25 protein-coding genes and 1 pseudogene are annotated in these 26,530 nt (G+C 72.1%); 12 read left to right on the top strand and 14 right to left on the bottom strand.

All coding sequences use genetic code 11. From position 1 onward, the window contains the following. Window positions 1-94 precede the first annotated feature (94 nt). The 10 genes from ACWD26_RS23950 to ACWD26_RS23905 all read right to left on the bottom strand — a co-directional run bounded on the left by ACWD26_RS23950 (window position 95) and on the right by ACWD26_RS23905 (window position 12,487). The gene (locus ACWD26_RS23950; RefSeq protein ID WP_451273237.1) at window positions 95-700 is read right to left on the bottom strand and encodes a hypothetical protein; all 606 of its coding nucleotides are present in this window, start codon (window positions 698-700) and stop codon (window positions 95-97) included. Further along, a complete protein-coding gene (locus ACWD26_RS23945) occupies window positions 660-1,523 on the bottom strand; it encodes an FkbM family methyltransferase (protein WP_451273235.1) in 864 nt (287 codons plus the stop codon). Before ACWD26_RS23945 ends, ACWD26_RS23950 begins: the two co-directional genes overlap by 41 nt. Beyond that, a complete protein-coding gene (locus ACWD26_RS23940) occupies window positions 1,520-1,762 on the bottom strand; it encodes a Trm112 family protein (protein WP_451273233.1) in 243 nt (80 codons plus the stop codon). The genes ACWD26_RS23945 and ACWD26_RS23940 overlap by 4 nt, the downstream gene beginning before the upstream one ends. Next, the gene (locus ACWD26_RS23935) at window positions 1,759-2,673 is read right to left on the bottom strand and encodes a hypothetical protein (RefSeq protein ID WP_451273556.1); all 915 of its coding nucleotides are present in this window, start codon (window positions 2,671-2,673) and stop codon (window positions 1,759-1,761) included. The genes ACWD26_RS23940 and ACWD26_RS23935 overlap by 4 nt, the downstream gene beginning before the upstream one ends. A gap of 21 nt (window positions 2,674-2,694) precedes the next feature. Next, on the bottom strand, window positions 2,695-3,468 hold the full coding sequence (locus tag ACWD26_RS23930) for a class I SAM-dependent methyltransferase (protein WP_451273231.1): 774 nt from the start codon (window positions 3,466-3,468) through the stop codon (window positions 2,695-2,697). Continuing rightward, window positions 3,468-4,895 carry a condensation protein gene (locus ACWD26_RS23925; protein WP_451273229.1) on the bottom strand — a complete coding sequence of 476 codons (1,428 nt, stop codon included), beginning with the start codon at window positions 4,893-4,895 and terminating at the stop codon, window positions 3,468-3,470. The genes ACWD26_RS23930 and ACWD26_RS23925 overlap by 1 nt, the downstream gene beginning before the upstream one ends. Continuing rightward, the gene (locus ACWD26_RS23920; protein ID WP_451273554.1) at window positions 4,892-9,277 is read right to left on the bottom strand and encodes an alpha-(1->3)-arabinofuranosyltransferase; all 4,386 of its coding nucleotides are present in this window, start codon (window positions 9,275-9,277) and stop codon (window positions 4,892-4,894) included. Before ACWD26_RS23920 ends, ACWD26_RS23925 begins: the two co-directional genes overlap by 4 nt. After that, window positions 9,274-9,951 (bottom strand): class I SAM-dependent methyltransferase, encoded by a 678-nt coding sequence (locus tag ACWD26_RS23915; RefSeq protein WP_451273227.1) that lies wholly within the window; start codon window positions 9,949-9,951, stop codon window positions 9,274-9,276. The genes ACWD26_RS23920 and ACWD26_RS23915 overlap by 4 nt, the downstream gene beginning before the upstream one ends. A gap of 167 nt (window positions 9,952-10,118) precedes the next feature. Then, on the bottom strand, window positions 10,119-11,270 hold the full coding sequence (locus tag ACWD26_RS23910) for a glycosyltransferase family 4 protein (RefSeq protein WP_451273225.1): 1,152 nt from the start codon (window positions 11,268-11,270) through the stop codon (window positions 10,119-10,121). 239 nt (window positions 11,271-11,509) lie between these two features. After that, window positions 11,510-12,487: a DUF3068 domain-containing protein gene (locus tag ACWD26_RS23905; RefSeq protein WP_451273224.1), complete on the bottom strand. Its 978-nt coding sequence runs from the start codon at window positions 12,485-12,487 to the stop codon at window positions 11,510-11,512. A 307-nt stretch (window positions 12,488-12,794) separates the two neighbouring features. Here ACWD26_RS23905 and ACWD26_RS23900 point away from each other — a divergent pair, with 307 nt between their 5' ends. From ACWD26_RS23900 to ACWD26_RS23885, 4 genes are all read left to right on the top strand, one after another. After that, a complete protein-coding gene (locus tag ACWD26_RS23900; RefSeq protein ID WP_451273222.1) occupies window positions 12,795-12,947 on the top strand; it encodes a hypothetical protein in 153 nt (50 codons plus the stop codon). Between the two features lie 3 nt (window positions 12,948-12,950). Further along, on the top strand, window positions 12,951-14,192 hold the full coding sequence (locus ACWD26_RS23895; RefSeq protein ID WP_451273220.1) for a PucR family transcriptional regulator: 1,242 nt from the start codon (window positions 12,951-12,953) through the stop codon (window positions 14,190-14,192). A 346-nt stretch (window positions 14,193-14,538) separates the two neighbouring features. Further along, window positions 14,539-15,312, top strand: coding sequence for an IclR family transcriptional regulator (locus ACWD26_RS23890; RefSeq protein WP_451273218.1), 774 nt, complete (start codon window positions 14,539-14,541; stop codon window positions 15,310-15,312). Then, a complete protein-coding gene (locus tag ACWD26_RS23885) occupies window positions 15,309-16,178 on the top strand; it encodes an SMP-30/gluconolactonase/LRE family protein (RefSeq protein WP_451273216.1) in 870 nt (289 codons plus the stop codon). Before ACWD26_RS23890 ends, ACWD26_RS23885 begins: the two co-directional genes overlap by 4 nt. A 140-nt stretch (window positions 16,179-16,318) precedes the next feature. Here ACWD26_RS23885 and ACWD26_RS23880 read toward each other — a convergent pair whose 3' ends face one another. The 3 genes from ACWD26_RS23880 to ACWD26_RS23870 are packed head-to-tail and all read right to left on the bottom strand — an operon-like array spanning window position 16,319 to window position 19,154. Then, window positions 16,319-17,707 carry an MAB_1171c family putative transporter gene (locus ACWD26_RS23880; RefSeq protein WP_451273214.1) on the bottom strand — a complete coding sequence of 463 codons (1,389 nt, stop codon included), beginning with the start codon at window positions 17,705-17,707 and terminating at the stop codon, window positions 16,319-16,321. Then, the gene (locus ACWD26_RS23875) at window positions 17,704-18,543 is read right to left on the bottom strand and encodes a toxin-antitoxin system, toxin component (protein WP_451273212.1); all 840 of its coding nucleotides are present in this window, start codon (window positions 18,541-18,543) and stop codon (window positions 17,704-17,706) included. Before ACWD26_RS23875 ends, ACWD26_RS23880 begins: the two co-directional genes overlap by 4 nt. Further along, a complete protein-coding gene (locus tag ACWD26_RS23870) occupies window positions 18,540-19,154 on the bottom strand; it encodes a transcriptional regulator (RefSeq protein ID WP_451273210.1) in 615 nt (204 codons plus the stop codon). Before ACWD26_RS23870 ends, ACWD26_RS23875 begins: the two co-directional genes overlap by 4 nt. Window positions 19,155-19,396: 242 nt before the next feature. Between ACWD26_RS23870 and arfA the strand changes: the two genes are divergently transcribed. From arfA to ACWD26_RS23855, 3 genes are all read left to right on the top strand, one after another. Continuing rightward, window positions 19,397-20,911 (top strand): arabinosylfuranosidase ArfA, encoded by a 1,515-nt coding sequence (gene arfA / locus ACWD26_RS23865; RefSeq protein ID WP_451273208.1) that lies wholly within the window; start codon window positions 19,397-19,399, stop codon window positions 20,909-20,911. Between the two features lie 45 nt (window positions 20,912-20,956). After that, window positions 20,957-21,415 carry an RrF2 family transcriptional regulator gene (locus ACWD26_RS23860; protein ID WP_451273206.1) on the top strand — a complete coding sequence of 153 codons (459 nt, stop codon included), beginning with the start codon at window positions 20,957-20,959 and terminating at the stop codon, window positions 21,413-21,415. A 172-nt stretch (window positions 21,416-21,587) separates the two neighbouring features. Next, on the top strand, window positions 21,588-22,547 hold the full coding sequence (locus ACWD26_RS23855; protein ID WP_451273204.1) for a sulfite exporter TauE/SafE family protein: 960 nt from the start codon (window positions 21,588-21,590) through the stop codon (window positions 22,545-22,547). Window positions 22,548-22,555: 8 nt separating this feature from the next. On the opposite strand, the pseudogene ACWD26_RS23850 reads toward ACWD26_RS23855, so the two are convergent. Continuing rightward, a pseudogene (locus ACWD26_RS23850) lies at window positions 22,556-22,911 on the bottom strand (MerR family transcriptional regulator); the annotation flags it as partial. On the opposite strand from ACWD26_RS23850, the gene ACWD26_RS23845 reads away from it, so the two are divergent. The 5 genes from ACWD26_RS23845 to ACWD26_RS23825 all read left to right on the top strand — a co-directional run bounded on the left by ACWD26_RS23845 (window position 22,901) and on the right by ACWD26_RS23825 (window position 26,434). Further along, window positions 22,901-23,050 carry a response regulator transcription factor gene (locus tag ACWD26_RS23845; protein ID WP_451273202.1) on the top strand — a complete coding sequence of 50 codons (150 nt, stop codon included), beginning with the start codon at window positions 22,901-22,903 and terminating at the stop codon, window positions 23,048-23,050. The pseudogene ACWD26_RS23850 and the gene ACWD26_RS23845 overlap by 11 nt on opposite strands. A 414-nt stretch (window positions 23,051-23,464) precedes the next feature. After that, window positions 23,465-23,806, top strand: coding sequence for a PadR family transcriptional regulator (locus ACWD26_RS23840; RefSeq protein ID WP_451273200.1), 342 nt, complete (start codon window positions 23,465-23,467; stop codon window positions 23,804-23,806). Then, window positions 23,803-24,759 carry a hypothetical protein gene (locus ACWD26_RS23835; RefSeq protein ID WP_451273198.1) on the top strand — a complete coding sequence of 319 codons (957 nt, stop codon included), beginning with the start codon at window positions 23,803-23,805 and terminating at the stop codon, window positions 24,757-24,759. The genes ACWD26_RS23840 and ACWD26_RS23835 overlap by 4 nt, the downstream gene beginning before the upstream one ends. A 94-nt stretch (window positions 24,760-24,853) precedes the next feature. Next, window positions 24,854-25,777, top strand: a complete 924-nt coding sequence (locus tag ACWD26_RS23830) for a phosphatase PAP2 family protein (RefSeq protein WP_451273196.1) — start codon at window positions 24,854-24,856, stop codon at window positions 25,775-25,777. A 186-nt stretch (window positions 25,778-25,963) separates the two neighbouring features. Beyond that, entirely contained in the window at window positions 25,964-26,434 is a 471-nt protein-coding gene (locus ACWD26_RS23825; RefSeq protein WP_451273194.1) for a pyridoxamine 5'-phosphate oxidase family protein, read from the top strand. Window positions 26,435-26,530 lie beyond the last annotated feature (96 nt).

The raw sequence follows: 26,530 nt of genomic DNA, 5'->3' as shown, positions 1-26,530 counted from the left end.
GCGCGCGGCCGTACTTGATATGCGGCTCCGCCGCGTGGACGCGATCAACCACGAACAACCCGCGGCCGCCCACGCACGCACGCCCCCCGAGCTCTCAGGCGACCCTCTGCAACAGACCCCACGTGAACTCCGCGACGCACTCCCGTCGCACGCCCCGCCCATCGGGCGCCACAAACGCGAGCCCCCACCGCGTAGGCGCCGTCCCCTCCAACGGCCGCGCCGGCGCGAACGCCCGCGCCACCTCGTCCACCGTGCAGGACCACGGCGTCAGGTCCTCGAGAGCGCCCAGGTCAGGACCCGAGACCCCCGGCGCACGCACCAGCCACTCGTTCCACACCGCCCCGTTCGGCGCCAGCAGCACCTCGAAGCGGAGGTCCGCCCACAACGGCACCGGCCACAGCCACGCCTCGCAGTCCAGGTCACCGATGCGGCGCTGGACCACGGCCTCCGGCGCGCCGAGCACCGACCGGTACCGGGAGGCCGACCCCCGCGCCCGGGGCGACCGCACCATCGCCTGCCACCGCTTGTTCGCCTCGCGCATCTCCGCGAGGGAGACGCCCAGCTCACGGCGGGCGTCCTCGACGAGCTCCGGATTGTGGTCGGCCATCCGGCGCAGCAGGACGAGCTGGAAGTCGAGCGGGGTGAACGGACCGGAGGGCTTATCGGGACCGGGGCGCTTCGCGGAGGACATGGGACCCATCGTGGCGTACGCCGCCCGAGGCGGTCCGGCGGCCACCGGCACGGCCACCGGCGCCGTCACCCGGCCGGCGCCCGTCAGGGAGGAACAGCACCGAGTTCACGTACCGGGGCCCGGCGAAGGGCAGGACCCGCCGGAGCAGCCCCTTGGACGCCACGTACGACGTACGGGCCTGGTGGGCCTCCAGGGCGGCCGGGTCGAGGGGGCGCCAGGTCCCGGCGGGAAGGACCCAGCCGGCGTATCCGAGGCCGGCGAGGAGGTCGACGACCGGGGCGATCGGCTGGATACGGGACTCCAGTTCGACGAAGAGGGCCGGGCGGTCGCGGACCAGGAGGCCGGACGCGCCGTGCAGGACGGCCAGCTCGTTGCCGTCGACATCGATCTTGATGAACCCGACGTCCGTCAGACCCAGCCCGTCGAGGGTGACGCAGCGGACGTCCAGCGCGCGGGCGTGGATGTCCCGGCGGACCAGGGACGACACCCCGCGTCCGCCGTCGTCGCCCGGCGGCAGCCAGAGCCGGGCCGTGCCCGGGTGGTCCGACGCGGCGGCCTGGACGACGCGGACGTTGGCGAGGGCCGCCGAGGTGAGCAGCCGGGCCAGCCGGGGAACCGGCTCCACGGTCACCACACGCACGGCACGTCTCGACAGCCGGCGCGTCCAGGGGCCGTACCAGCCGCCGACGTCCACGGCCGTGCCGCACCCCGGCGGGCACAGCTCGTCCAGCCGGGCCAGCTCCGGCTCGAAGCGCGGATAGACGAGCCGGGCGGCCGCGGCGATCAGCCGGTCCGGCAGGAGCGGTGCGAGCCGGGCGGCGAGCGTGGTCATGAACTCATCCTCTTCAGGAGTTTCTCGTGTTCGTCCTCCGTCACCTGCTCGCCCGACGACGGCAGCAGCTGCGGAATGCCGTCGACGATGGGATAACGGCGGTGCAGCCGGGGGTTGTAGAGCGACTCCGACGCCTGGGCGTCGTCGTCCGGTCGCTCCTCCTCGTGGACCACCAGGTGCAGCGGCCCCTTGTCCAGCGGGCACGCCAGGATCTGGAGCAGCGGGTCGTCGGGGTTCATGGAGGGGTCAACTCCTTGGCCGGTACGGACGGTTGGGACGAGGGCGGGGGACTGTCGTGCTTGGGCATGCTCAGCAGCACGGCGACCGCCAGCACCGTGCCCGACAGCCGCAGCGCCAGCCGCAGGGGATCGTCGGGCAGCGACTCGCCGAACGACAGCGTGCCGAGCACGGCCGTGAACAGACAGGTCACCGTCGTGCACACCGGCACGATCAGCGAGGCCCGGCAGCGCTGCAGCGCCGCCTGCGACATCACCAGACCGAACGCACCGGTGAAGAGCAGCAGATACGGGTACGGGGAGCGCAGCAGCCCGACCACCGCGTCCCCGAGCCCGCTGGTCGTCAGATAGCTCGACACGCCCTTGATCGCGAGCGAGCTGACGCCGTACAACAGGCCCACGGCCACGCCGTACTCGACGCCCGTGGTGGGCAGCCGGTGCCGGTGCCGGGCGCGCCGCTCGGCGGACCGGTACAGCCCCACGCCGGCCGCCAGCGCCGGCAGACAGATCGTCAGGACCAGCGCGTACGGCGCCTCGCGGCTGACCGTGTCCGAGCCCTCGTCCAGCGACAGCACCACCATCAGCAGCGCGGCGAGGATGGCCCCGAGGGCGAACCGCTCCCGGCCCGTCGTCTCCTCGCCGAGCAGCCGCGCCGAGAGCAGGACCAGCAGCACCAGTCCCGACACGAAGATGCCCTGGGCGGCGGCGATCGGCAGTGTCCGGTACACGGCCAGCTGCGCGGCGAACCCGGCGGCCAGCGACAGCGAGCCCGCGATCCACAGCGGGCTGCCGACGACCTGCCGCAGCAGCTTCACCGGCTCGCGGACCGTCACCTGCGGCATGGCGGTGAGGGCCCGTTTCTCCAGGACGAATCCGGTGCTGTACAGCGCGTTCGCCAACAGGGCCGCGGCCACTCCCCACCACATGGTCGCCCCCTATGTCCGGCTGCTCGTTCGAGCGGTCGCGCCGGTCGGCCTGCGCGCGTGCAGCAGCAGGATCGACGCGGCCGAGGGGGCCGCGCAGGCCAGCCGGTCCAGCGGGCGCAGCGGACGCGGTACGCCGTGGAAGGGCGCCCCGCGCAGCCGTACGACCTCGAAGCCGGACGCGGCCACGAACTCCCGTAGCGCGCGGGCGGTGTAGAGCCGCAGATGGCCCACGACCTCGGTGCCGGGGCGGCCGTGGATGCCGCGCAGGCTCACCTCCGAGAACACCGGCTGGACGCCCGCGAGGAGCAGGGCGCGGTTGTACCAGGCGGCGAGATTGGGGGTGGACAGCATCAGGTGGCCGCCGGGGCGCAGGACGCGGTGGATCTCGTCGAGGGCGGAGTCCGGGTCGACCAGGTGCTCGATGACCTCGCTGAACAGGACGGCGTCGGCGGACTCCGACCTGAACGGCAGCCCGCCGTCGGCCAGTTCACCGCGGATCGCGTACGGGACGCGGGTGCGGGCGCGGCGGAGGGCGTCCTGGGACCAGTCGACGCCGATGATGCGGTGGCCCGGCAGGAGGGGAGCGGCCGTGGCGGCGGCGGTGCCGTCGCCGCAGCCGATGTCGAGGATCGTGCGGGTTCCCCGGGTGGCCGGGCCCAGGGCGGCGGCCAGCATGCGGGCCTGGGCGAGGCTGCGGGGGGTGCCGGAGGCGACGGGGACGGACGGGTCCTCGTAGAAGTCCCGAAGTCCTGCTCGGGGGACGCGCGTTGTCGTGGTCGGCATTACCGGGTGTCCTCTTCCGTCGCGTGCAGGTAGTGCTCGAAGAGGTCGCGGAGGTGGGCGCCGTCGCCGTGGCTGAGCAGGGCGCGGGACCAGCGCAGGGCCAGGTGGAGGCGGCCCGCCGTTGAGGCCGTCGTCACGGTGAGGCCCCGGGGCATGCGGGCGGGGGCGGAGAACCAGACGGCGTGGGCGCGGCCGGCCTCCTCGCCGAAGTCCAGCGCGTAGGGGACGCGGCCGATGTTGCTGAGCAGGGTGGTCGAGGTCCATGGGGCCGCCGCCCGGCGCAGCCCCCTGGTGAGCGCGGCGCGCCAGGAGACGGGGACGACGGGGGATGTCAACAGGGAGGCCCCGTGGCCCAGTTGGGGGCGCTGGAGGGATTTCAGGGCGCGGGTGCGTTCGGCCGTGCGGCGGAGGAGGGTGGGGAGGGGGGTGTGGGTCTGGTTCAACTCGTCGGGGGAGAAGGGGACTTCCACGAGGCGGGTGCCGTTGCCTATCGGCATGTCCGTGTCCCTCGGGCGGTCGTCCACGGGCATGGTGATGCGGAGGGGGCGGGGGTGGGCGCCGTGCTCCCGGTTCCAGTGGGCGAGCATCAGGGCCGTGGTGACCATGAGCTGGTCGTTCACGGTGTAGGGGGCGGACCCGGGGCGGCGGGGGACGGGGAGTTCGGTGACGAGCATGCCGTTGCCGGGGGAGGGTTCGGGGGTGCCGGGGGCGACTCGGGCGGGGCGGGTCCAGTTGGAGGGGTTCTCCGTGTCGGGCGGGTTCGGGTCGTCCGGGGTGGAGGTGGGCGTGGGGCGGACGGGTGGGGCGGCGGGGTCGTTGTCCTTGCCGCCGTACAGCTCCGCTGCGGTGGCCAGGATGCGGAGGCAGGCGGGGCCGTCCAGGGCGGTGTGGTTGATGGTGAGGAAGAGGACGGTGCCGCTGGGAGTCGGGCCGACCGCCCTGGCTGCGGGCAGTCGTGCCGCTGGGGCGATGCGCCCCGAAGCGTTCCCCACGTCGTCGCACGCCTCGCTTCCCACCGCCGGCCCCGCGCCCGCCACCACCTCCAGGCGGATCGGTGGGGACAGGGTGAGCGGGGGTGCCTGCATCAGCGCTCGGGTGCGTGCGTCCCGTAGCGCACGCGGGCCCGCCGGCAGGAAGGTCACCACCTCCACCTCCGGCTCCTCGGTCAGCTCCCACTCGTAGCGGCGGCTGTACCAGCGGCCCGGGGCCTCCCGCATCAGGATGCGGGGGTGGCGGTGGAGGGCGGCGGTGAAGGCCGTACGCAGACGGTCGGGGTCGAGGCGGCCGGGGAGGTGGACCTCGATGTGGACGGTCTCGGGTTCCTCCTCCTGGAGGCAGTGGCGCGACACCTCGTCGACGACGGGGAACGGGATGCGGACGGGGCCCCGGGCGGCGTCGTCCCGGGCGGAGTGGTCCAGGGCCGTCATGAGGATTCACTCCTTCCCGCGCCCTCGTCTTCTGGAGGTGTCGCCCTGAACTTCGGCTTGGTGAACGGGATCCGCCGGGTCGGGGTGTCCGGGTCCTCCTGCGGGGAGCCGGGCCCGCGCGCGGAGATCGTCGGACTCGCGACAGCGCCGTCACCGGCCGGGGCGGGGGTCACCCGCCTCCGCTGCGGCAGCGGTGCGGTGGGTGCCTCCGTGCCCGGCGGTACCTCGAACCGCCGCGTCACGTCGGGCCGGTCGGGCGAGGTCTCCACGTCCGCCCGCACACTCACCAGCGCCGCGAACAGGCCGGTCAGCGCCAGGAGTTGGGCGATCGGCCCGAACGCGCCCTCGTCCGCCGCCACCGGCTCGCCCGCTCCGAAGGCGGCGGCGACACCGGCGCCGGCCAGGGCGAGGAGGGCGATCGGTACGAGCAGGGTGTGCCGTTTCCAGGCGAGGAGCGCCAGGAGGGGGACGAGGAGGGCGAAGAAGCCCGCGATGACGATGCCGACGAGGGTGAGGGCGACGGTGCCCAGCCAGAGCCCGGGGCCCGGCGGGGTGGGCTGCGGCTCGTCGGGGTTGGGCTCCCGGCGGCGCCAGAGAGCCAGGCCGACGAGGGCCGCGAGGCCGACGCCCGCGCCGATCAGGCCCGCCTCGTACGTCACGGACGGCTCGTACGACAGCTTGACCGTGCCGCCCGCGCCGCCGGGGACGCGCCAGCCCTGCTGCCAGCCGTCGAGCCGTACGGGGGTCAGCTCGCGGCCGCCCAGCGTGGCCTTCCAGCCGTCGTTGAAGTTCTCGTACGTCGTCAGGTAGGAGGCCGCGCCGTCGCCGACGGTGACCTCGCGGCGGTCGCCGAGCCAGTCCCGTATGCCGAGGTCGCGGCCGGTGGCGGCGGGTTCGGCGACCGAGCCCCGGGTGAGGGTCACGGTCGTGACGGCCAGGGCGCCGGAGTCCTCGGACTCGAAGGTGTGCCGGTCGGCCGCGTCGAGTTCCAACTTGGCGCCCGCGCGGTTGTTCTGGCATAGCGTCAGATCGACCGGGCGACGCTCCACCAGGTCCCGTACCGTCCCCTGCGCGCTCGTCTCGTACAGCGTCCCGTCGACCTCCACCACCGGACCCTCGCCGCACGGCAGCTCGAAGTCCCGGGTCGGGGCGGGCTGCGGGGTGCGGTACTGGTCGAGGGCCGGGACGTACGCCTCCGTGAGACCGACCGGGAGCCGCAGGTCGTCGTCGGCGACGGGGTTGTGGACGGTGAGGGGGGCCGTCTCGGTGATGGTGATGTCGAGGCGGTCGGTGTTGATCGGGTCGAAGCGGACCCAGCCGTTCTCGTCGACACCGGCGATGACGGCGCCGTCCGGGGAGCTGATCTCGACCTGTGTCGGGCGGGTCGACAGTCCGCCCGCCGGGGCCAGGACGAGCGAGCCGACCGGCCACTTGTCACGCCAACTCAGATGGATCGTCGGCTCGTCGCCGGCGATCCACGCCGTGGTCAGGTCACCGTCGGTGAGGTTGCGCGGCGAGAGCCCGGCTCCGAGGGAGGCCGTGGAGTCGGCGGTCGCCGTCATCTGTGTCTGCTGCTCGGGGGCGACCTGGTACAGCAGTTTGTCGAGTGCGTCGCCCGGCACGGGTACGGCCGTCGCCTTCACCTCGTACGTCCCCGCCGTGGAGGTGGCGAAGGTGCGGTGCAGCCCGGGTTCCGTGCCCGTCGGGGAGAGCCCGGTCGGGTCGGCGGCTCGCTGCAGCGAGACCACCTCGGCGGAGGCGTCGGACTCCTTCGCGTCGGTCGGCAGCCGCAGCATCCGGGTGACCTTGACGCCGGGGATGTCGATCTCGGAGAAGCCCGCGCCGACGAGCCCGGTGTGCCGCTCGGCCGAGTCGAGGATCGTGATCTTCAGCCAACTCGTCTGGCCGGGACGGGCGCTGACGGTCTGCGTGGAGCCGTCGGCCTGGAGGTTCGTGGAGCGTGAGCCCCGCTCGGTCTCCACCTTGATCCGCGTCGGCGCCGAACGTACCCCGTCCTGCGGCAGCGGTGTGACCTCGAAGGTCTCCGGGATGTCCTGGCCGCCGTCGAAGTCGATCCGCAGCCACTGCCCGTTCGCCGACCCGGCCGCGCCTTCCGCCCAGGCCGTGTCCCGGTCGCCGTCGAAGGCGTTCACCGGGTCGTACTGGGGCAGATGGAACAGCCAGTTGCCGCTCGTCGAGGCGGTCACCGACTTGGCGCCGCGCAGCTCGGCCACCGTCTGGTGGTCGAGGCCGGACATCGGCAGGATCTGCTTCGGCTTCTCGCCGGGGTCCTGCACGCTCCCGCTCGGGTTCCGCTCGTCCGCCGTGTACGTGTACGACGTGTTGGCGTTGACCAGCCCGAAGCGTGTGTCCGCGTAGCGCAGCCCGTCGCCGACCACCTGGACGGCCGGGGTGCCGAGGCCGGGATGGTTGTCGCCGGTCAGCACGGTGGCCCTCTCGCGCAGCTCCGGGTCGGCGGCCAGCGGCAGCAGCGACTCGGGGCCACCGGAGACGACGGCGGTGTCGGCGATCGCCTTCAACCCCGCCTGCCCGGGACGGGGCACGTCCCCGGCGGGCCGGTAGATCTCGACGGCCCGCTGCCGCGCGTACAGCCCCTCGACCTGGAGCGGGGTGTCCTCGGCGATCCGCCCGCCCGTCATCACCGGCCCGAGCCCGGTGACCCGCTCGTACCCCGACTGTTCCAGGGTCCGCTTCACGGTCGTGGTCGGCACATAGCCGACCTGGTCGGGGTCGAGGTCGTTGCGTACGACGACGTAGTACAGGCCGGCCCGGCTCAAGTAGTCGGCCAGGCCCGGGACTTCGCCACCCGTCAACAGCGCCTGCTCGACGGCGTCCATCGCGCGCCGGTTGCCGGGCGTGCCGAAGGGGACGTAGTCGCGCTGGGCCCAGCGGGACTCGGCGAGCACGTCGAGGGGCTGGTCCACGGTGGTGCCCCAGGTGTGGATGCCGTGCGCGGTGGCCGGCACGACCAGCGCCCGCGAGTCCGGCGAGTACTTCTCCAGCCAGTCCGCCGTCGCCTGCCAGTACTTGGGCAGCTCCTGGAACGAACCGGGTTGCAGCACCGACCCGTTGAGGTACGGCCACAGCAGCCCGGGGACGACGAGCACGGCCGCGATCAGCGGTGCGAACCGCCGCCCCCGCACCCGGCGGGCCCCGCGCGCCTCGGCGGCCACCCCCACCAGATGCGCGAGCCCGAGGACGAGCGCGAGCGCCAGGCCCGTCTGGAACTTGTAGATGTTCCGGAAGGGCGCGAGGCCCCCGTTCAGCCAGTCCTGGACCACCCCGTGGAAGGGCGCCCCGAAGACCCCGCCGTACCCGGCGAGCGTGATCAGCGCGACCACCAGCACGGTCAGCACCAGCCACCGCCGCTCGGGCATGTCCCGCCGCGCGAGCCCGGCGAGGCCCAGCCCCGCCGCCAGCGCCGACGACAGGATCAGGAGCACGGACGCGGCGACGGACCACCCGGCCGGCAGCCAGGGCTCACCGAAGTTCAGGTACGCCACCCAGTTCCCGGCGCCCCGCAGGGCCTCGGTGGCCGACATGGTCGCCGTCGTGGTCTGCGAACTCTCCACGTACGGAAGGAAGTTCTCCCCGTGGATGCCGAGCAGCAGCAGCGGGACCACCCACCACGCGGTCGCCAGGACCACTCCCGGCACCCACCAGGCGATCAGCCGCCGCTGCCGTGGCCCGGGTGTCCGGGTGAGCAGATACAGCCCGACGGGCAACAGCGAGGCCAGGGTCGCTGCCGCGTTGACCCCGCCCATGAACGGAATGACGAGCGCCGACCGCAGGGCGGCCACCCGCGCGCTGTACCGCTCGTTCGTGAGCGGCAACAGCACCCACGGCAGGAACGCCCCCGGCAGCGCGGCGGCCGAGGTCGACCCGACGACGGTCGTGAACACGGGCCACAGCGCATACGCGACGGCCGCCACCAGCCGTGACCCGGAACTCCCCACCCCCAACCGTTCCGCCAGCCGCAGCGCACCCCAGAAGGCCACCGACACGATCAGCGACAGCCAGAGCCGCTCCGCCAGCCACACCGGCAGCCCGACCAGATCGGTCAGCCCGTAGTACGGCAGCATCGGCCACAGGTAACCGACGTACTGGTCCTGGATCCCGCCGAACCCGCCCCGGTCGTGCCACAGCTGACCGAGGTCGGAGACGAACTGCCAGGGATCGGTGGTGACCCCGAGCTTGGTGTCGAAGGTCTGCCGCCCCGGCTGCGCGACGACCAGCAGCACGAACACCACGGCCCAGAACCCCAGCAGCCAGCGCCGCGACCGAGGGCCCTCCGGGGGACCCTCGGTCGTGCCCGCCGGCCGTACCGGCGCGGGAGGTGGAGCCTGGACCGTGCTCGTCATGGTGGACACCGCCGGAGGATGAGGAGGAGGTTCCAGGTGGCGAACTCACGCAGTCCCGGCGCCTTGACGACGGTCTCCGCGAGAAACGGCCAGTAGCGGGAGCGCGCCGACACGACCGTCAGGTCGTCCCGGCCGCGCACCTGCCGCAGAGTGCGTCCGATGTGCACGGCGAAGAGGTTCTCGCCGAGGGTGTGCTTGGCGTCCTTCCCGGTACGGCGCCGATAGCGTGCCCGTGCCCGCTCCGCCCCCAGGTAGTGCCAGGGCGCCCACTCGTGACCGCCCCACGGGGACAGCCAGTTGGTGAACGACACATAGATCAGCCCGCCGGGCCGCGTGACCCGCACGAGCTCACTGATGAAGGTCGGCGGATCGGCCACATGCTCCAGCACGTTGGAGGTGAAGGTGACGTCCGCGACACCGTCGGCCAGGGGCAGCAGGTACCCGTCGGCGACGACGGACCCGTCGGGCGGCTTCGTCCCCAACTCCCGCAGGTCCGGCTCGAAGAGATACGCCTGCGCCCCGCGCCGCCGGAACTCCTCGGTGAAGTAACCGCTCCCCCCACCGACATCGACGACCGTGCGCCCGTCGACCAGCCCGTCGTACGCCTCGACCTGGTCGACGGCATCACGGGCCAGCAACGAATAGCAGTACTCGGGATCGTCCTGCTCCCGCATGAAGGCCCGGAAGAGAGTGAGTGACCGCCGAAGAGAGGGATCCTTCAAAGCCGCCGGTTCATTCAAGGGGCGCGGGGCTGTGACATGTGCGGCTCCGCCGCGTGGGCGCGACCAGCCACGAACAACCCGCGGCCGCCGACGGCCGGTCGAGGCACCCCATTTGGCGCTCACCGAGCAAATCCCCGCACGGCCTCGGAAGCCACCGCTCGAAACTGCCGCACAGTGCGATCCCACCGATAGTGCGCGGCCCGCTCCCGCGCCGCCTTCCCCATCAGCACCCGCCGATCGGTCGACAACGCCAGCGCACACCACGCCGCGGCGAAGGAGGACTCCCCCCGTGCCAGCACCCCGGTCTCCCCGTCCACGACGGAATCCCGCAGCCCGGGCACATCGAAGGCCACCGAGGGCGTCTCCCGCACGGCCGCCTCCGTGACGACCAGCCCCCACCCCTCCACGGCCGACGGATGCAGCAGCAACCAGGCCGCACACAGCAGCCGGTGCTTCTCGGCCTCGGAGACATGTCCCGCGAACTCCACACCGGGCCCGGCCATCGCTTCCAGCCGCGGCCGCTCCGGCCCGTCACCGACGATCACGAGCCGCCCGCCGGTCACCGGGCGAACCCGTTCCCACAGCCGCAGCAGCAGATCGATCCGCTTGTACTCGACGAGCCGCCCCACCGCCACGAACAGCGGCTCGGGCGACCGCTCGGTACGCGGCCCCGGCTCCTCGACCCCGTTGTGCACGACCCGTATCCGCTCCCGCTCCACACCGATCGCACGGAGCGCGGTGGCCGTGGAGGAGGAGACCGCGACCACCAGGTTGCGACGCTGCGCGGCCGTGAGCGCCCAGTGTTCGAGTCTTCGGCCGAGCCGCGCGGCCGGCGCCAGCGGGCCGCCGAACCGCAACTGCCACAGATCCGTGTGCACATGGTTGACCAGGCACATCGTCGGACCGCTGTGCCAGAGCGGCGCGAGATAGGGCATGCCGTTGCAGACCTCGACGAGGAGGTCGCAGTCGCCGACCTGACGGGCGAAGGCCGACTTGGCGCGCAGATGGTGGCTCAGATCGCCGCCCGCCGACACGACCCGGTAGTCGCGGTAGGCCGCCGGGCCGCCGCACAGCAGGGTGACCTGGTGGCCGAGCCGGGTCAGGCCCTCGGCGAGCCGGTCGACGAGGAGCTCGGAGCCCCCCGCCGCCGGATTACCGAGGTCACGGCGGGCGAGAAAGACGATCCGGCGCGGCTGTGTGGGGGTGGCCGACCGGTACTGGTCCAGGCGCGGAAACACCTCGACCAGCGAGAACGGCACGTGCTGGGGCATGGGTGCTCCAACTCGTCTCGGGGTGCGGAACTCAGCGGGGAGAAGGAAGTTCGCTGTGGGGGATGTTCCGGTGGGAGGGGGGTCCGGGTGGGTCGTGCGGGTCTCTCGTTCCTTGTGGGTGCTTGTAGGCGAGGTGTGGGTGGGCTGTGCTCAGGTGGGGTGGACAGTTTTCGCCGAGTGGTTCGAAGCTGCTACTCACCAGCGTGACAATTTCCGGGGTTTGTTGAGCTGACGACCTGTCACATCGTGAGCGGGTCCTGGGACGACTCGGGCGTATCGGGGCGCCGCCTGCCGCGCGCGACCAAAACGGCACCTGTCGCGGCGAGGACGAAACCGAGCACGGCGGTACCGATCGGCACCGTCCGCCCCACCAGTCGCAGTAGTCCGCTGTCCTTCTCCGCCTGGTCGACCGCGAACTTCTGCGTCGCCGTGGTGAACGCGAGCTTCCGGCTGTCGAGCAGCACCGCCGCGTCCTCGTCACCGCCCGGCGCCCGCAGGGTCCGGCGCGGCCCGGTCTGCGCGTACAGCACGCGGCCCGTGCTCTGGTCGACGACCAGTTCGAGACCGTGGTTGGCGTACCACTCCTCGGCGAGCACCTGGGGCCGGTTCGGCTCGTCGACGAGGGCGCCGGGGACGAGCCGGGTGCCGGTCTTGGTGGCCGGCACCTTCGCCGTGAAGCGCAGCCCCTCGTAGCCCCGGACCTTCTTGCGGCCCTCGTAGTGGAGCGTCACCGTCGCGCCGAGGGTGTTGTCCCACCAGCGGTAGGAGCGTTCCTGCACGTCGAAGGGGAACTTCAGGTACGCCTCGCCCTCGATGTACGGCTTCTCGTCGCAGCAGTGCACCGGCCGGTTGGTCTTCCGGTCGCTGACCCAGCGGTGCGGGGTGAAGTCCAGCGCGTCGTGCGGATCGGCCGCCGGCAGCGACTTGTCGGTGTCGACCGAGGTGATCACGTCCCACACCGCGGCCCCGCTGCGCTCACTTTCGGCCACATCTCCGCGTACCCGCTGGGTCACGGTGATCTTCTGGTCCGGCACGGTCTTCACCTGCTCCACGTCGAAGACGCTGCCCGTACCGGTGTAGACGGCGGTCGTGTCGATGTCGATCGGGTTCACCGCGGCCCGTGGCTCCACGTACCAGGCCAGCAGGGGCGCGAGGACCAGCAGAAAGGTACCGAGGCCCAGCAGGACCAGGGAGAACGGTGAGGCGGTACGGCGCATCCGGGCACTCCAGGGGCGTTGGGAGGTGCGACTCGGGTAGTCGTGCGGAGGTCGACACCGAGGAGGGGGGAACGTGCGCGTGCGGACTGGGGCTGCGTATGGGCCGGGAACCGTAGGCGGAGTCTTGACGCAGTGTCAATGCATTGCTGACACTGGGCCGAGTCGGCGCCCCGGACGGGGAGTTGGCCGTGGGGCCGTCCGACGGCCCCGACGAGGTGGGCGAGGTGCCGGGACCGTCAGGAGGTCCCGTAGCGGTGCGGGGTGCCCTGGGTGGGGACGACCTGTCGACCGAGAGGCTGCCCCTGCGATGTCCAGACTGCTCGCCGCCGCGCTGACCATGGCGGCCGCCGCCGCGCTCGCCGTCGGAGCCGCGCTCGGCATCGTCGCGCTGCTCGACGCCACCCCGGACCAGCCGAACAACCCGCTCATCACCTACGAGAACGCCGGCCGGGAGCGCTGAGGGGTGACCGTCAGCCCGGGAACCGTCACGGCCCGCTCGGCCTGGCACGACGTGCCGCGCCTCCAGGTGCGCGAGTTCGCCGCGATCGCCATGGCCGAGGCCCCCGCCCTCGCCGAGGAGATCCTGGGCGAGATCCGCCGCGAGTACCCGCACCTGCCCGTCGTCCTCGACGACTCCGGCGAGCCGATGGCCCTCATCGGCATCCGCCGCGCCATCGAGGTCTTCGTCCAGCACCTGGAGACCGCGGAGGGCCGCCCGCGTGTCCCTCCCGGCGTCTTCCAGGAGTTCGGCCGTGGCGAGGGCCTCAACGGCCGCAGCCTCGACTCGCTCCAGGCGATCTACCGTCTCGGCGTACGCCTCGCCTGGCGCCGTTTCGCCGAGATCGGCCAGCGCGTGGAGATCCCGCCGCCCGCGATGTACGAGCTCGTCGACGCGGGATACGAGTACCTGGACGGCCTGGTGGACCAGTCGGTGCGCGGCTACGCGGAGGCGGCGGCCCGGCAGGCGGGCGAACGGCTGCGACTGCAACGCCGGCTGATGGAACTCCTCCTCGCCGAGCACCACAGGGGCGACCCCGCCGACGCGCTCACCGAACGCGCGGCCCGGATCGGCTGGACCCTCCCGGAGAAGGTCGCGGTCGGGGTCCTGTTACGCCCCGCCCGCGAGGCCATGGCCCCCGCCGTCGGCCAGGGCGTCCTGCTCGACATGGAGTACGAGCAGCCCCGCATGGTCGTCCCCGAGCCCGACGCGGCGGGCCGGCCCGAGCTCCTCCACCGCGCCCTGACCGGCTGGTCCGGCGCGATCGGACCGCCGGTGCCGTTGGCCGACGCGGCGAAGTCGCTGCGCTGGGCGGAGGCGGCGGTACGGCTGATGGAACGGCGGCTGCTGCCCGCGGGCGAGGTCCTGCACTGCACCGAGCACACCGAGGCGCTCGTCCTCCTCCAGCCCGAGGAGCTGATCGACGACCTCGCCCTGCGCTGTCTCGCGCCGCTCGCCCACTGCGGCCCCACCCACGGCCGGCGCCTCGCCGAGACGCTCCTCGCCTGGCTGGAGACCCGGGGTGGGGCGCCGGAGATTGCGACGCGTCTTGGTGTGCATCCGCAAACCGTGCGGTATCGACTTCGTCAGATTCGTGAGCTCTGGGGCGACGAGATCGATGATCCCGACCGCCGCTTCGAGTTGGAGCTGGTGCTTCGGGCGCAGCGGTTGCGGGGGGAGCTGGGGGATCCGCGCGGCCGGCGGTGACCGGGGCGCCTCATAGCCCGGGGGTGCGGGTGCGCCGGCGGCCCCGGGCCCGAAAGGTGACGGGGCTGGGGGTTGAAAAGCAAGGGGCGCAGCCCCTGCTTTTCAGGGGCGCGGGGAACTGCGCGAGAAGCCCCACGCACCCGCACCCGACACCGCCCCCAGCCCTTCGCCCGACACCGCCCCCCACCGCACCCGACACCGCCCCCCCACCGCTCCCAGCCCCTCGCCCGACTCGTCCAGGGTTATTGCCCGGTCAGGGCACTATGGCTAGCCTGTGTTCGTTATGCCGATCGACCGTTGAAATTTCGAACACTCGCCGCAGACAGACAAAGGGAGGGGGCCGACCGTGGGACGCCTAGTACCTGCCGTGACCCGGGCGCTCGACATATTGGAGCTCTTCCTGGACGGGGACGGCACGCTGTCCGCCCCCGACATCGTGCGCAGGCTCCAACTGCCGCGCACCACCGTGCACGAGCTGGTCACCACACTCGCCGCCCGGGGCTACATCGTCCAGGTGCAGGGGCAGCCGGGACGCTACCGCCTCGGCGTCCGCCCGTACCAGCTCGGCAGCCGTTACGCCGAGCAGCTGGACCTCGCCGCCGAGGGCCAGCAGGTCGCCCGGTCCGTCGCCGAGACCTGCGACGAGACGGTGCACGTGGCGATCCTGGAGTACACGGACGTCATCTACATCGCCAAGGTCGACTCCACGCACGCCGTCCGCATGGTCTCCGCCGCGGGCCGCCGGCTCCCGGCGCACTGCACCTCCGTCGGCAAGATGCTCCTCGCCTCCCTTTCCGAGGCCGAGCTGAGCGCCCGGATCCCGGACGACGCCGACCTGGTCGCCATGACGCCCAACAGCATCACCGACCCGGCCGCCCTGCGCGAGACCCTGGCCCGGATCCGTGAGCGGGGTCTCGCCGTGGAGAACCGCGAGTCCAACCCGGACGTCTCCTGCGTCGCCGCGCCGGTCCGCGACCGCGCCGGCAAGGTCGTTGCCGCGCTCTCCATCTCCGTCCCCATGATCCGCTGGAGCGACGAGCGCCGTATCGAGCTGGAGCAGCTCGCCGCCAAGGGCGCCGCGGAGCTGTCCGAGCGTCTCGGCCACCGGAGCGTGGCATGAGCGCGTACGCGGGTTACGAGGTCGCCGTACGCGAGTACGCGGCCCTCGGCGAGGGCCCCACCTGGGACGCCGACGCCCAGCGCCTGATCTGGATCGACATCCTCGGCTCCCGGGTCCACACCTACGACCCGGCCTCCGGCCGCCGCACGGTCCTCGTCACCGAGCAGCACGTCGGCGCGGCCAAGCCCCGCGTCGGCGGCGGCCTCGTCCTGAACCTCCGGGACGGCGTCGGCCTGCACTCCCCGGACGGCGGCTTCCGCTGGCTGCACCACGAGCCGGTCCCCGGCCGCCGCGCCAACGACGCCGCCGTCGCCCCCGACGGCTCCCTCTTCGCCGGCACCATGCGCTACGACGAGGCCCCGGGCGGCGGCACCCTGGCCCGCTTCACGGCGGACGGGCCCGCCGAGACGGTCCTCGACGACGTCGCCGTCAGCAACGGCATCGGCTGGAGCCCGGACGGACGGCTGATGTACTACATCGACTCGCCGACCCGCCGCATCGACGTCTTCGACTACGCGGACACGGGGGACGGCGGCCGCATGCCCGCCCATCGCCGCCCCTTCGTGACCATCGAGGACGGCGACGGCTTCCCCGACGGCCTCACCGTCGACGCCGAGGGCTGCGTCTGGGTCGCCCTGTGGGAGGGCGGCGCCGTCCGCCGCTACACCCCGGCCGGCACTCTGGACCGCGTCATCGCCCTGCCCACCCCCCGCCCCACGGCCTGCGCCTTCGCGGGCCCCGACCTCACCGACCTGTACATCACCACAGCCCGCACAGGCACGGAATCCCCTCATCCCCTCTCGGGCTCCCTCCTGGTGATCCCGGGCGCGGGCAAGGGCCTGCCGCAGCCGGCGTTCGCGGGCTGACCCCCGGGGATCACCAGTCTCGTGGCCGTCCGCCGCAGTGGGCGACCACGATGCCGGCTGCCGGGGCCCGGACCCGGCTCACCACGTGGGCGTGCCGGGAGGGTCAGGCGGACCGTGACGACCGGTCGGCGGCGGGGCGTTCACTCATGCGCGGGCACACCGCTCTCCGCTGGACTCTCTGCCGCGGAGGCGGCCGCCAGGGCACGTACCGCCTCGATCTCGGCGGGCCGGCGAAGCACCAGGGACACGGCCTCGATGTCCTGGAGCAGCTCGGTGGGGTCGGAGGAGACCGTGAACTCCGGGAACGCCGTGCGGTCGGGGAACGCCGTGCGGTCCGGCGCGGCCGGCAGCTCACCCGGGCCCGCCGCGAGGCCCGGGAAGACGTGCGGCCCCGACGTGAGCCCGGCCGCCGTCGTCCCGCTGTCGGGCGACCGCCTTCGTTCGGCCACCGCGTCCTGGACGACCACGGCGGCGGCGAGGGCCTTCGCCCGGCCGGGCTCATGGCCGAGATCCAGAGCGGCGTCGTACGCGCGGCGCCGCAGGTCCTCGTCGAGGTGGCGGGTCAGCCGGAGCAGGGCGTCCCGGATGAAGGTCTCGCGGCGGGTCAGGCGCAGCTCCGCGCCGGCGCGCAGCGCGAACGGGACACGGGAGCCGTCGACGGTCCTGGTCAGCAGGTACAGGGGCCGCAGCCGCCGATGGCTCCTCCGCACCCGCCAGCGGTCCTGCAGATACTGGCCGCCGTGCGGCAGGATGAAGCCGACCGCGATGAAGATGGCCGCCACGGCGACGACCGGCGGCGCCACATGGGTGCTCAGCCAGTCCAGATCCCGCCCCGTCCAGCGGGCGACCACCGCCGTGAGCTTCGAGGCGTCGAACACCAGGTTGAGCGCGCAGCCGATGCGCAGGGCCCTCAGGCCGCCGCGCAGCCACAGGTCGAGGCCGTCCACGCGCGCCCAGTTGCGGATCAGGCGGTAGGTGACCAGACAGGCGGCCGTGTGCGCGACGAGGTAGAGCAGGATCTCCTCACGCATGAAGGGCGTGGTGGCGTAGTACGTGTCCAGGTCGCGCAGCCGCTCGCGCGGTACGTCCGCCAGCGCGAACAGCGCCCACAGGACGACGATCACCGCCGCGTACACCGCGACGACCCACCGCATGGTGCGGCGGGTCGCCGGGGAACGCTCGGCCGGGCCGTTGCGCCAGGCGACGATCAGCAGCAGACAGCACGCGCAGTACGCCGTGACGAGCGAGTACACCCAGGGCGCGGCCACGTTCGGCACGCCCACGACCCGGTTGGTCCACGCGATGACCGACGGCACCGCGAACACGAACACACAGCAGGCGAGCAGCAGCAGCCCGCCGACCGCCCGCAGCAGCGCGTCCCGCCACAGCTTCACGATGCTGGGCAGTTTGATCATCAGCGCGGCGGTCAGGACGGCCGTGGGGATCCAGAACGAGATGTACAGCTCGCCGAAGAAGTCGGCCGGACTGAGGGCCCCGGTCGTCGTCGCGGGCACGGCGGTCCCCCTCATCTCTGGTGCCTGCGATAGCCCAGGGACGCCTGGATGGCCCGCCCGACGGGGTCGGCCGGATCGGCCGGCGCGCCCTGCCCGGTGTCCACCCAGGGACGGAAGGCGGTGGCGAGCCGGTGCCCGAAGTCCTCGGCCTCCTGTTCGTCGGACTCGTGCGAGCCGTTGCGTGCCGCGATGGGCGTGCCGCCCTGCCCGAGCGCGGCCGACAGTTCGGGAGAGAGCGGCGGCAGCGCGGACCCGCGCTCGCCCGGTCCGCCCGTCTCACCGGACAGCGCGAGCGCGGCGGCATCCGCGCCCGGCAGATGGTGATGGCAGTGCCCGGCGTGCATGTGCCACAACTCATGGCCGAGGATGACCAGTTGCTGCACCGTCTCGGCCCGCTCCTCGACGATCACCAGGTCGAAGTCCGGGAACTCCATCCACAGCCCGGTCACCCCGATCCCGTCCGGAAACCGCTCGAACCGCAGCTCCACCGGCCGCCCACCCCGCCGGGCACTCATCTCCGCGCACAGCGCCGCGCCCAACTCTCGTACGTCGACGGGCCCGTCGAACCTCCCCCGCACCGCCTTGCTGAGCCCGGCGGTCAACTGCCGCATCTCGGCGGCGGACCGGGACGGCAGCAGCGCGGCCCGGACCCTGCCGACGGCGCCACGCAGCCCCGCGAGGCCCGTACCCCGCACGGCCCGGCGGGCGCGGCTGTCCCTTGTCTCGCCGGCGCCGTCGTGCGGCGCGTGGTCGTTCCCTGTACTCCCGGCGTGGTCGTCCCCCGCGCTCCCGGCGCGAGCGCCCCCCGTACTCCCGGCGCGACCGCTCCCCGTGCCCTCGCCACGGCTCATCGCCCGGCCTCCTCGTCGTCGACGCCGAGCAGCCCTTCGAGCATGACGGCGAGGGCCTCCTGCTTGCGACGGGTCAGCCGCTGGCCGCGCAGGGCGAGCGTGACGACCCCGTGCCGGGTGGCGAACTCGACCAGCGGCCCGTCGCCCGCGTCGCCCTCCAGCCCGGCCAGTACCCGCCCGAGCTCCCGGTTCAGCACGGTCGCCGCCGGGTCGGTGAAGAACCGGACGCCCTCCTCGACCCCGAAGAACCCGGCGAGTTCGGTCAGATCGGGGACGTTCGGCATCTTCTTGCCGAGCAGCAGCTGCCGGGCCCACTCGGGACTGATCGAGAGCCGCTCCGCGACCTCCCTGCAGACCTCACCGGCCCGCTTCCCGCTCCGCGCGACATACGCCTCGTGCAGCGCCCGCACCCGCCGCCGTACCCGGTCGTCGACCCGGTCGGCAGCCGGTTCGCCCCCGCCCAGCAGGGTCCGCACCTCGTCCTCGCCGAGGGCGGTACGTTCCGACAACACCCGTACGTCGAGAAGCGGGCCCCGGTCGGCACCGGTCTCCGCGATGCGGGCGTCAATTCGTGTCAGGGTCTCGGCAAGGTCGTCCGGGAGGGCAGGCACGCGCCGACCCTACGCGGCAGGTGGGCGGGGCCACCACGAAAACCCAACGATCGTTGGATTTCGGCGAACGATAGTGGACGCCCAACCGGCGCCCCCGGCAGACGCTCAGGCGCACGCCCCCCTCGCTCTGCACCCCCATTGACTCGCCCAGCCCGCGACCATAGCGTCCCGTTCGACTCAACGTGCAGCATCCGTAATACCGAACACCGAACAGTGACCGCGAACACCGAAGGGCCGCCCCCATGCCCCGCTCCGCCCGCTTCACCCTCGACCCCGCCTTCACGGTCGGCGAGGTCAACCCCCGACTCTTCGGCTCCTTCGTCGAGCACCTCGGCCGCTGTGTCTACACCGGCGTCTTCGAGCCGGACCACCCGGCGGCCGACGAGGCCGGTCTGCGCACCGACGTGCTGGACCTGGTCCGGGAGTTGGGCGTCACCACGATCCGCTACCCCGGCGGCAACTTCGTCTCCGGCTACAAGTGGGAGGACTCCGTCGGCCCCGTCGAGGACCGTCCCCGCCGCCTCGACCTCGCCTGGCGCTCCACCGAGACCAACCGCTTCGGCCTCTCCGAGTACATCGCCTTCCTGAAGAAGATCGGCCCCCAGGCCGAGCCCATGATGGCCCTCAACCTCGGCACGCGCGGCGTCGCCGAGGCCCTCGAACTCCAGGAGTACGCCAACCACCCCGCCGGCACCGCCTTCTCCGACCTCCGCGCCGCGCACGGCGACAAGGACCCCTTCGGCATCAACCTCTGGTGCCTGGGCAACGAGATGGACGGCCCCTGGCAGACCGGCCACAAGACGGCGACGGAGTACGGCCGTATCGCCGCAGAGACCGCCCGCGCGATGCGCCAGATCGACCCGGGCGTCGAACTCGTCGCCTGCGGCTCCTCCAGCCAGTCCATGCCGACGTTCGCCGAGTGGGAGGCGACGGTCCTGGCGGAGACGTACGACCTCGTCGACTACATCTCCCTGCACGCCTATTACCAGCCCGAGGGCGGCGACGTCGACTCCTTCCTGGCCTCCGCCGTCGACATGGAGTCCTTCATCGAGAACGTGGTCGCCACCGCCGACCACGTGGGCGCGAAGCTCAAGTCCAAGAAGAAGATCAATCTGTCCTTCGACGAGTGGAACGTCTGGTACATCTCGGAGTGGCACGCGATCGAGAACTCCGGCGCACGGGACTGGGCGGAGGCCCCCCGCCTGCTGGAGGACAACTACAGCGTCACCGACGCCGTCGTCTTCGGCTCCCTCCTCATCGCCCTGCTCCGGCACGCCGACCGCGTCACCGTCGCCTGCCTCGCCCAGCTCGTCAACGTCATCGCGCCGATCATGACGGAGCCGGGTGGTCCGGCCTGGCGCCAGACGACGTTCTTCCCGTTCGCGCAGGCCTCGAAGTACGGGCGGGGGGAGGTGCTCGACGTGCGGGTGGACTCGCCGACGTACGAGACGAAGAAGTACGGCGAGGTGGATGTGCTGCACGCGACGGCGGTGCGGGCGCAGGACGGTTCGGTGACGGTCTTCGCGGTCAACCGGAGTCGTACGGAGGCACTGCCGCTGGAAATCGCCCTGAACGGCCTGGAGTTGACCCGGATCGTCGAGCACAGCGTGCTGGCCGACGCGGACCCGGACGCGCGGAACACTCTGGAGGAGCCCGAGCGGGTCGCTCCGCACACGGGTGAGGGGACGTCGCTTCAGGACGGCGTGCTGAGCGCGGTTCTCGAGCCGCTGTCCTGGAACGTGATCCGGCTCGGCTGAGGGTGCGGGTCCGCCGGGACGTCGCCGTGGTCGACAATGTTGGCCATGAGGATCTCGGCACGGGCGGATTACGCCGTACGCGCGGTACTGGAAGTCGCCGTACGGCAGGACAGTGGGCCGGTGAAGGCGGAGGTCATCGCGACCGTGCAGGAGATTCCGCACAAGTTCCTGGAGGGCATCCTCGGGGATCTGAGGCGCGGTGGCCTCGTCACCAGCCGGCGGGGTGGCAGCGGCGGGTACCAACTGGCCCGCGAACCCGCTGCCATCACCGTCGCGGACGTCATCCGAGCCGTCGACGGGCCCATCGTGTCGGTGCGCGGCGAGCGCCCCACCGGCCTGACGTACACCGGTTCCGCAGAGCCGTTGCTGCCGCTGTGGATCGCGCTGCGGGCCAACGTGCGCCGCATCCTGGAGGGCGTCACCGTGGCGGACATCGCCGCGGGCACCCTCCCCGAGCCGGTGAAGGAGCTGGCGGCGGAGCCGGCGGCCTGGGAGAACCCGTAGCCCGGCGGGCAGCTGCACAGGATCGTTACCTCGCCCTAAGCGTTTCCTCAGTTTGGTCTCGTACCGTGGCCGCTCGGTCGATCCCTACTTAACCGGTGGGAAAGGCAGGGAAGGGCCGCGGCGAAGGTCGCGGACGGAACGACGACGCGACGGAAGACGGGACGAAGGACAAATGCGGACGCTGGTACTGCTCGCGCTGGCGGGCCTGGGCGCCCAGCTCGTGGACGGCAGCCTGGGCATGGCCTACGGCGTGACCTCGACGACGCTGCTGCTCGCGATGGGCACCAACCCGGCCGCCGCCTCGGCCACGGTGCACCTCGCCGAGATCGGCACGACCCTGATGTCGGGGGCCTCGCACTGGCGGTTCGGGAACGTGGACTGGAAGGTCGTCGCCAGGATCGGCGTTCCGGGCGCGGTGGGCGCGTTCCTCGGCGCGACGGTCCTCTCGTCGCTGTCGACCGAGGCCGCCGGCCCGATGATGTCGCTGATCCTCCTCGGCCTCGGCCTCTACGTCCTGTCCCGCTTCACCCTGCGCGGCCTGCCCGAGAAACGCCTCGGCCAGCCGCTGCGGAAGCGGTTCCTGTCACCGCTGGGCCTGGTCGCCGGCTTCCTGGACGCGACCGGTGGGGGCGGCTGGGGCCCGGTGGGCACCCCCGCCCTCCTCGCCAGCGGCCGTATGGAGCCCCGCAAGGTCATCGGCTCGATCGACACGAGCGAGTTCCTCGTCGCGGTCTCCGCGAGCCTCGGCTTCCTCTTCTCCCTCGGCTCCCAGGGCCTGGACTGGGCCTGGGTCGCCGCCTTCCTCCTCGGCGGCCTGATCGCCGCGCCCATCGCCGCGTGGCTGGTCCGCCTGGTCCCGCCGAGGGTGCTGGGCTCGGCGGTGGGCGGCGTCATCATCGCGACGAACGTCCGCACGCTCCTCAAGAGCGACTGGATCGCGGCGTCGGGTGCCGTGAGCACGGTCGTCTACGTCGCCGTGTACGCACTCTGGGCGGCGGCCCTGACGTACTCGATCCGAGAGCACCTGAAGGAGAAGGCGGCCCTCCCGGCGCCCGACGGGGTCCCAGGAAACGGCGAGACCAGCCACGACGAGCGACTGACCGCCGAACCGGCGGCATCCCACCACGGCTAGGCCGTGGTTCAGGTAGCGGGTGAGTCTTGGGCGGATAGTTCTTCCGCCAGTTCCAACAGCGCAGGCGGGCTGGGGAGAAGTCGTAGGGCATCTTGCCGGTGGCTTCGAACACGCTCATGGAGTCAGCCTCCCGCCTGCCAGAGCCGAGGCCGGCCTCGCCCTCGCCGTCATCGGCGGTGGCAGGGTGCAAAGTGTCCCAGGCGTCGAAGAGGGCATCGTCGTCCTTACCCAGGCCGGACTCCTCGATGACGGCCTGCAGGGCGCTTTCGAAGGCGTGCCGCTCGACGGTCACTTGAGCCACCCGTGGATCATCGACGGCGACACTGTCATCGAGTGCCTCCTCGGCGTCATCGATGCGGTCGGACAACGCCGAGATCGCAGCACAGCTCCACCTCAGCTCAGGCACGATCAAGGCCCACATCAGCAGCATCCTCACGCGTACCGGCTGCACCAACCGCGTCCGGGCGGCGGTGCTGGCACAGGAAGCGGGGCTGCACGGCTGACGCCCGGCCCCCCGATCCCGAGCAGCTGGGACATCGCACGATCAGACCGGGGAACGCCGCTGCATAGATCGAGGCTGGGATCGGCACTACTACGGGCGAACGATCAGACCGAACCGCCCCGGGTTCGGTAGAGAGCTCAGACTGCGGTTGTGACCTTGGGTTTCACTGGGTACTGCGACCCGGCGTCCGAGTGAGGTATCAACTCGCCCTGTGCGTGTGGGAATCCGTCCCGGTCGCGTTGCCACGGGGCCATCTTGAGGAGCGTCCAGGACGAGCCTGGTCTTCCTTGGTGGTGGGGGCGGACCAGCCGACGCTGCGCCGGGAGAGGGTGACGCTCGCCGCGGGCGCGGAGGTGCTGCCGGTGATCACCCAGGGCTGGCAGATATATTTCGTAGCTCGATATATGCTCGATGCGTGACCAGGCAGAATCCGCCCTTGACGGAACCGCAGTACTTCATCCTTGCCGCACTCATGGATGGTCCGTTGCACGGTTACGGCATCATCAAGGCTGCCGAGCAGGCCACCGACGGGCGACTCCGGATCGCTGTCGGCACTCTCTACGGCGCGCTGGAGCGGATGGAGCGGGCCGGGCTGGTGGCCGCCGGCCATGAGGAGATCGTCGACGGGCGGGCGCGGCGCTACTACCGGCTCACCGAGGACGGCACCGAGGCGCTCGGCCGGGAGGCGCTGCGGATGCAGCAGGCGGCGGCCGTCGTCATCGGACGTGCGCGGGAAGCCGGAGCGGCCCCGGCATGAATCGTCTGCTGCTTGCGGTCTATCCCGAGCCCTACCGTTCCCGGCAGGGAGAGGAGGTGCTGGCCTGCCTGTCCGAGGCGTATCCCGGCCGCTCCTGGCCCCCGCCGCGGGAAGTTGCCGCCCTGGTGCGCGCCGGGGTGCAGGCCCGCGCCCGTGCCGTCGTCGACGACACGGCCCGGCCGTGGTGGCTGGACGGCATCCATCTGGCCGCCCTGGCCCTCGCCGCGCTGGCGCTGGTTCCGTACTTGCAGGATGTGTGGCACTGGGCGCTGCGCATCGACCCCGGACAGCACGCTATCGCCTTCCGCTACTCCGGCTGGTACCCGTGGGCCGAAGGTCCCACGCGGATACGGCTGCTGCCCTACGGGCTGCTCCCGCTGGGCTGCCTGATCGCTCTGCAGCGTGGCAGACCGTGGATCGCGCTGCCGGCCGCGGCAGCCATGATCTGGGCCGGCGCCACGTCCCACGGCCGCACCCTCTTCGGCGACGAGGGCAAGGCGGGCCTGAGCTACTACGGTCTTGGCGCCCCGATAACGGCCCATGACCTGGTGCTCTCGGGGGCACTGTGCGCCGCGTGCGCCGTGCTGGCGCTCTGCCGTCCCAGCCGTCTGCGACGCCGCTCGTACCGCTGGCTGGCCCCCGTCGTGCTCGCCATGTTCGTGGCCGGGAGCCTGCACATCATCTCCGTCAGTCCGGTTTTCCAGCGCGGCTTGTTCGTCCTCGAAGTCGCGGCGCTGATCGCCGCGTGGGCGGCGACGGCCGCCACCGGCGACCACCGGTGGCTGATCCCCGTCGCGGCGGTCGCGTTCATCCGCACGCAGGCGATCGTCGTCCAGCCGGACGCGTTCATGCAGTCCTTTCCGGACCTGGTCGTCCTCATCCTGCTGATCGCACCCCTCCCCGCCCTGGCGATCGCCGCCCAGCGCCGACAGGGGCAGGCACTCGCCGAATAGGAGCGGACCCCCGGTGGGCCGGCCGAGCCCGGCGGCCCACGTCGTGCCGCAAGGCGTGCGTGACCGAACTCCCCCCAACGGAAGAAACAGAGCGATGACTCAGCACGATTCTCCGTCCCTGCCCGCGCACCGTCCGGGGGTCTCAAGGCAGGCCCCCGAGGCCCCCGACGACCCCAGCCCGTCGCGTACGACACGGCCGTGGATGCCGGCTCTGCTGTACACCCTGGGGTTCCTGACGGTCTACCTGCTCGCCATCTGCACCCCGTGGGGGCAACGAGCAGAGAACGCCCTGTTCGGTCTCGGTAAACCGGGCGGCGAAGAAGCATGGATCCACCCCCTGTCAGGTCAGGTCTACGGCTCGACTCCCCTGCCGCCGATGGAATTGAGCGCCAAGCCCACCCTGCTGGTGGGCCTGGCCGTCATCGTGGTCCTCACCCTGGTGCGGCGGTGCTGGTGGCGGGGATGCGCGGCGCTCGGGGTCGCCATTCTCACGACCGGAGGCAAGGAGGTGCTCGAATCGACCATCCTGCCCCGCCCTGATCTGGTGGGCGCGCCGGAGAATCTCCTTGAACAGGGTTTTCCCAGCGGGCACACGGCCATCCCCGCCGCGCTGACCCTCGCCGCCGTCCTCGTGGTTTCCCCCCGCATCCGCCCCTACGCCGCCACGGCCGGTGTGCTGTGGCTCGCCTGCATCGCCGCCTACAGCGCGACCATGGGCGGCCACCGGCCCAGCGAAGTGCTGGGAGCCGCACTGTTGGCCTGTGCCTGTTACGGCCTCGCAACCTGGCTCCTGCCGCCAGCCGCCGCGCCAGGCGCCACGTGGAGCCCCCGTGCGCTGCCCGTCATCACCCTGACGCTGGCCTTGGCCGTCGCCCTCGTTTCCGGCGCACGGAACGACACCCTCACAAGGTCACTGGTCTCCGCGGCGACGGCCTTCATATGTGCGGTCCTGGTCTGGTACGCCGCAGTCGGGCATCCCGCACGCGCCGCACGCCGCACACGCCCCGCGCTGGGCTGACCACCCGGCCGGCTCCGGGCGGGAACCGGCGCATCCTGGCAAGCGGCGGTCCGACGCCACCGCCCATTCGTCGAAGCCGGCGACGCCCGAGCGGGGATGAACGCCCAGTACGAGAACGCCCCTACGCCATGCGACCTAGTTCCGCCGCCCGATGTGACCGGGCGCCGCACGTCATAGCCTCGCCACATGACGGCAGTTGACTCTCAGCCCAGCGGACCCCGCAGTCCGGAGCAGCGTAAGCGCGAGGCGCTCGACCGGCTTGTGCGGGACAACGATGTATGGGTTGCCACGGCTGACGCCACCGGGGAGCCGTGCCTTGTTCCGCTGGCCTTCTGGTGGGACGGCGAAGCGGTGTGGCTGGCCACCCGTGACACCAACCCGACCGGGCGCAACCTGTGTGCCTCGAGCCGGGTCCGGCTCTCCTTCGGGCATACCCGGGACGTGGTCCTGGCCCATGGGACGGCGCGCATGCTGACCCGCGAGGAGCTTCCGGCCGAGGTGGGTGACGCCTTCGCCGCCAAGGGCGGCTGGGACCCCCGCGAGGACCACCCCTCCTACGTCTTCTTCCAGGTCGACTTGCAGGTGGTGCAGGCGTGGGGAACGGTCCCCGAGATGGCCGGACGGACCCTGATGCGCGACGGGAAGTGGCTGGTCTAGCTGTACTCGGCCGTCACGTTGGTGACACGTAGCCGTCGGTAGTTGATCATGGAGGGACCTCCGGGCGTAGTGGAGATAGCCGTCTTCACTCACCTC

The sequence above is a fragment of the Streptomyces sp. NPDC002787 genome (assembly GCF_053592095.1).
This window is presented reverse-complemented; position numbering and strand designations above follow the sequence as displayed.

Excerpts from the sequence above, each read along its gene's own strand:
- ACWD26_RS23905 (WP_451273224.1), bottom strand. The coding sequence starts at position 12,487 with ATGCGCCGTACCGCCTCACCGTTCTCCCTGGTCCTGCTGGGCCTCGGT.
- ACWD26_RS23950 (WP_451273237.1), bottom strand. The coding sequence starts at position 700 with ATGGGTCCCATGTCCTCCGCGAAGCGCCCCGGTCCCGATAAGCCCTCC.
- ACWD26_RS23825 (WP_451273194.1), top strand. The coding sequence starts at position 25,964 with ATGACGGCAGTTGACTCTCAGCCCAGCGGACCCCGCAGTCCGGAGCAG.
- ACWD26_RS23910 (WP_451273225.1), bottom strand. The coding sequence starts at position 11,270 with ATGCCCCAGCACGTGCCGTTCTCGCTGGTCGAGGTGTTTCCGCGCCTG.
- ACWD26_RS23920 (WP_451273554.1), bottom strand. The coding sequence starts at position 9,277 with ATGACGAGCACGGTCCAGGCTCCACCTCCCGCGCCGGTACGGCCGGCG.
- ACWD26_RS23925 (WP_451273229.1), bottom strand. The coding sequence starts at position 4,895 with ATGACGGCCCTGGACCACTCCGCCCGGGACGACGCCGCCCGGGGCCCC.
- ACWD26_RS23885 (WP_451273216.1), top strand. The coding sequence starts at position 15,309 with ATGAGCGCGTACGCGGGTTACGAGGTCGCCGTACGCGAGTACGCGGCC.
- ACWD26_RS23880 (WP_451273214.1), bottom strand. The coding sequence starts at position 17,707 with ATGAGGGGGACCGCCGTGCCCGCGACGACGACCGGGGCCCTCAGTCCG.
- ACWD26_RS23855 (WP_451273204.1), top strand. The coding sequence starts at position 21,588 with ATGCGGACGCTGGTACTGCTCGCGCTGGCGGGCCTGGGCGCCCAGCTC.
- ACWD26_RS23915 (WP_451273227.1), bottom strand. The coding sequence starts at position 9,951 with ATGCGGGAGCAGGACGATCCCGAGTACTGCTATTCGTTGCTGGCCCGT.
- ACWD26_RS23860 (WP_451273206.1), top strand. The coding sequence starts at position 20,957 with ATGAGGATCTCGGCACGGGCGGATTACGCCGTACGCGCGGTACTGGAA.
- ACWD26_RS23835 (WP_451273198.1), top strand. The coding sequence starts at position 23,803 with ATGAATCGTCTGCTGCTTGCGGTCTATCCCGAGCCCTACCGTTCCCGG.
- ACWD26_RS23900 (WP_451273222.1), top strand. The coding sequence starts at position 12,795 with ATGTCCAGACTGCTCGCCGCCGCGCTGACCATGGCGGCCGCCGCCGCG.
- ACWD26_RS23830 (WP_451273196.1), top strand. The coding sequence starts at position 24,854 with ATGACTCAGCACGATTCTCCGTCCCTGCCCGCGCACCGTCCGGGGGTC.
- ACWD26_RS23875 (WP_451273212.1), bottom strand. The coding sequence starts at position 18,543 with ATGAGCCGTGGCGAGGGCACGGGGAGCGGTCGCGCCGGGAGTACGGGG.
- ACWD26_RS23945 (WP_451273235.1), bottom strand. The coding sequence starts at position 1,523 with ATGACCACGCTCGCCGCCCGGCTCGCACCGCTCCTGCCGGACCGGCTG.
- ACWD26_RS23845 (WP_451273202.1), top strand. The coding sequence starts at position 22,901 with ATGCGGTCGGACAACGCCGAGATCGCAGCACAGCTCCACCTCAGCTCA.
- ACWD26_RS23930 (WP_451273231.1), bottom strand. The coding sequence starts at position 3,468 with ATGCCGACCACGACAACGCGCGTCCCCCGAGCAGGACTTCGGGACTTC.
- arfA (WP_451273208.1), top strand. The coding sequence starts at position 19,397 with ATGCCCCGCTCCGCCCGCTTCACCCTCGACCCCGCCTTCACGGTCGGC.
- ACWD26_RS23940 (WP_451273233.1), bottom strand. The coding sequence starts at position 1,762 with ATGAACCCCGACGACCCGCTGCTCCAGATCCTGGCGTGCCCGCTGGAC.